Raw genomic sequence first — 2,722 nt, 5'->3', positions numbered from 1 at the left:
GTCAGGTTCTCCAGATATGTCTGGTGGGGTGTCGGGTGGACGAAACCCGACATGCACACTGCGCACGGAGGCCCAGGCGCCGTAAGGTGCGAGCCTCGGTGGCTGTCGATGTCATGGAGGGGTCATGCACGAGTGGTTGGAGGCACTGCGCAAGTCCGCGAAGGCGACCTCGGAGGGTGTGCTGGCGGAGGACGTCCGCCGCGCCGAGACGGAGTGCGGCATCCCGTTCCCCGGGGAGCTCACGGACCTGTACCTGACGCTCAACGGCGGTGAGTTCGAGGGCGAGGTTCGCCTGTACCCGCTGCGGGGCGGCGAAGGGGCGGCCAGCGTCCTGGAGAAGAGCCGGCTGATGCTGGTGGGCCTGCCCGCCGCGGGCGTGTGGCGCTTCGGGTTGAAGGGGCCGCACCGTCACCTGTTCGTCGCGCGCAAGTCCGCGATGGAGGAGCAGGGGGATGGGGGTGGGCCGCTGCCCGGATGGATGGAGGCGCTGGACGCGGACGACTGGGTCTTCGGCACCTGGGAGAACGAGAAGAAGGAGATGCGGCTGTACCGCACGCTCAAGGACATGCTCGAGGTACTGGTTCCGCCCGTCGAGGTGGAGAGCTTCGGGGAGCGCACCTTCGCGCGGGCGTTGAACGCCGTGTTGCAGGGGGCGCTGTCCGGCGCCGCGGCCGAGGAGGACGAGGCGCCGTCCCCCGCCGAGCGGAACCGCGACTACTCGCGCGACCTGGCCGCCCTGGCCCGTGATGTCGAGGAGGCCGAAGAGGACGAGGCCGCCGACGAAGGCGATGAGACCGGGGCCTCCGATGAGGAGGGCGGAGCGCTCGACGCGTCCGAGGAGGAGGACTCGGAGGTCGAGGAGGCTTCCGAGGCGGAGGAGGGCGCGCAGGAGGAGCTGTTCACGGAGTCCAGGCCGTCGCGTTCCACCGCGAAGAAGGTCCGGCCCCCCGCGTCCCGTGAGGCGTCCGCCGTACCTTCCGTGAGCGCGGGCAAGCCCTCCGCTCCGAAGAAGGGTCGCACGGCCCCGGCGCCGTCCACGGCGGCTCGGGGAAGCACGCGCAAGTCCGCGCACGTGCCGTCGGATGAAGCGTCCTCGGCAAGCACGGGCAAGGCCACCGCGAAGAAGGGCGCTCCTGCTCGGGGTGCCGCGAAGAAGGCCACGGGCAAGGCCGCCGCCGCGAAAAAGGCTGCTCCTGCCCGCGCCGCGAAGAAGGCCACGGGCAAGGCCGCCGCCGCGAAGAAGGGCGCTCCCACTCGGGGTGCCGCGAAGAAGGCCACGGGCAAGGCCGCCGCGAAGAAGGGCGCCGCCCAGAAGCGGGGTGGCACCGCCGCGAAGAAGGGCGCCGCCGCGAAGCGGAGCACCGCGAAGAAGGGCGCTGCCCAGAAGCGGGGCGGCGCCGCTGCGAAGAAGTCCGTCGCTCGCAAGCCCACGGCGAAGAAGTCCGCGCGTCGCCGGTCCTGAAACACACCGGTGACCGGAGGCGCTCCCTGGAGCCCTCCGTCCCCGGCGCCCGGGTCTTGAAACAAGGGCGCGTCTCCCTCCCGGGGACGCGCCCTTGCAGCACCACCGGCCCGGGGCCGGCTAGCGGTCGGGGAGCAGATCCGGCGTCTGCGCACGCGGGCCCGGGTCATCGGGCTGCGCGGTCAGCTCGCGCTCCTCCTCTTCCTCCTCGTCTCCCCGGCGGAACTCGTGGATCTGATCCGGAAGGATGTCCCGGGCATCCGCCTCCTCCTCCATCGGGGGAGACAGGGCCAGGTCCTGGTCCGAGATGTTGATTTCGTCCTCCCCGGTCATCGGGTTGCGATGGCGCAGCGAGGTGGACTCGCCCACATCCTCGTCTCCGAGCTTGTTGAATCGCATGGGGTCTCCTCGACAGGGACGGTTGAGAAAGCTTCCGTGTCCCCACGAAAGTGAGCCCCCCGGACACGGCCGGCAATCCGAGCCGGTCGCCTGCCTGCCGGGCCTGACCCGACGTCAGCGAGGGGCTGACGGCGGCCGGCTGTTGAGGCTGCCGGGCTCCACTTCCAGCACCACCATCGCCAGCGCGAGCACCCGGGAGAGCGTCTCGCGCAGCGTGTAGCGCCAGGGGGTCGCTCGGCCCTCGTCCGCCGCCACGCCCCACGCGTCGATGCCCACCGAATTGGCGATGAACAGCGCCCGCGACAGGTGGAAGCGCTGGGTGACCAGCACCGCCCGGTTCGCGCCGAACACCGTGTGCGCCCGCAGGCAGCTGTCGTAGGTGGACAGCCCCGCCTCGTCGCCCAGCACCACCGCGTCCGGCACCCCGCGCTCCACCAGATAGCGCCGCATGGCCCGCGTCTCGTCGTGGAAGGGCGCGGAGTTGTCCCCGCTCACCAGGAGCGCCCGCACCTTGCCCTGCCGCCAGAGGGCGATGGCCGCGTCCAGCCGCTGCGCCAGCACCGGCGAGGGCACCGCGCCCGGCGCGAGCCCCGCCCCGAACACCAGCGCCAGGGGCGCCTCCGGGGCCACGGCCAGCGGCACGATGCGGCCCTGGTAGCGCAGGCGCACGAAGTGAGACAGGCCCAGCACGACGACGAGGCCCAGGCCGACCAGCCCCAGGCCCCTGCGCACCCACACCCTGGTCGTGCCGCCAGCCTTCATGGACCTCGCAAAACGGTCGGGAGGGGCCATTCTCTTCCGGCGGGCCGCTCGCGGAAAGCGAACCGTGCATCCGGACCCCCGGAACTGTTCATGCCCGCC

Annotated in this window: 3 protein-coding genes; 1 reads left to right on the top strand and 2 read right to left on the bottom strand. The window is 71.8% G+C overall.

Features of this window, described 5'->3' with window-relative positions; translation table 11 throughout:
* Positions 1-124: 124 nt before the first annotated feature.
* Complete coding sequence (locus D7Y13_RS40570; RefSeq protein ID WP_120586158.1) at positions 125-1,462, top strand: SMI1/KNR4 family protein; 1,338 nt, start codon at positions 125-127, stop codon at positions 1,460-1,462.
* Positions 1,463-1,582: 120 nt separating this feature from the next.
* Here D7Y13_RS40570 and D7Y13_RS40565 read toward each other — a convergent pair whose 3' ends face one another.
* Together D7Y13_RS40565 and D7Y13_RS40560 are read right to left on the bottom strand one after the other, a co-directional pair.
* Positions 1,583-1,861, bottom strand: a complete 279-nt coding sequence (locus D7Y13_RS40565) for a hypothetical protein (RefSeq protein ID WP_120538354.1) — start codon at positions 1,859-1,861, stop codon at positions 1,583-1,585.
* 114 nt (positions 1,862-1,975) lie between these two features.
* Complete coding sequence (locus tag D7Y13_RS40560) at positions 1,976-2,623, bottom strand: SanA/YdcF family protein (RefSeq protein ID WP_233596043.1); 648 nt, start codon at positions 2,621-2,623, stop codon at positions 1,976-1,978.
* Between the last annotated feature and the right edge of the window lie 99 nt (positions 2,624-2,722).

The organism is Corallococcus praedator, from assembly GCF_003612125.1.
In the GTDB taxonomy this organism is placed as follows: domain Bacteria; phylum Myxococcota; class Myxococcia; order Myxococcales; family Myxococcaceae; genus Corallococcus; species Corallococcus praedator.
This window is presented reverse-complemented; position numbering and strand designations above follow the sequence as displayed.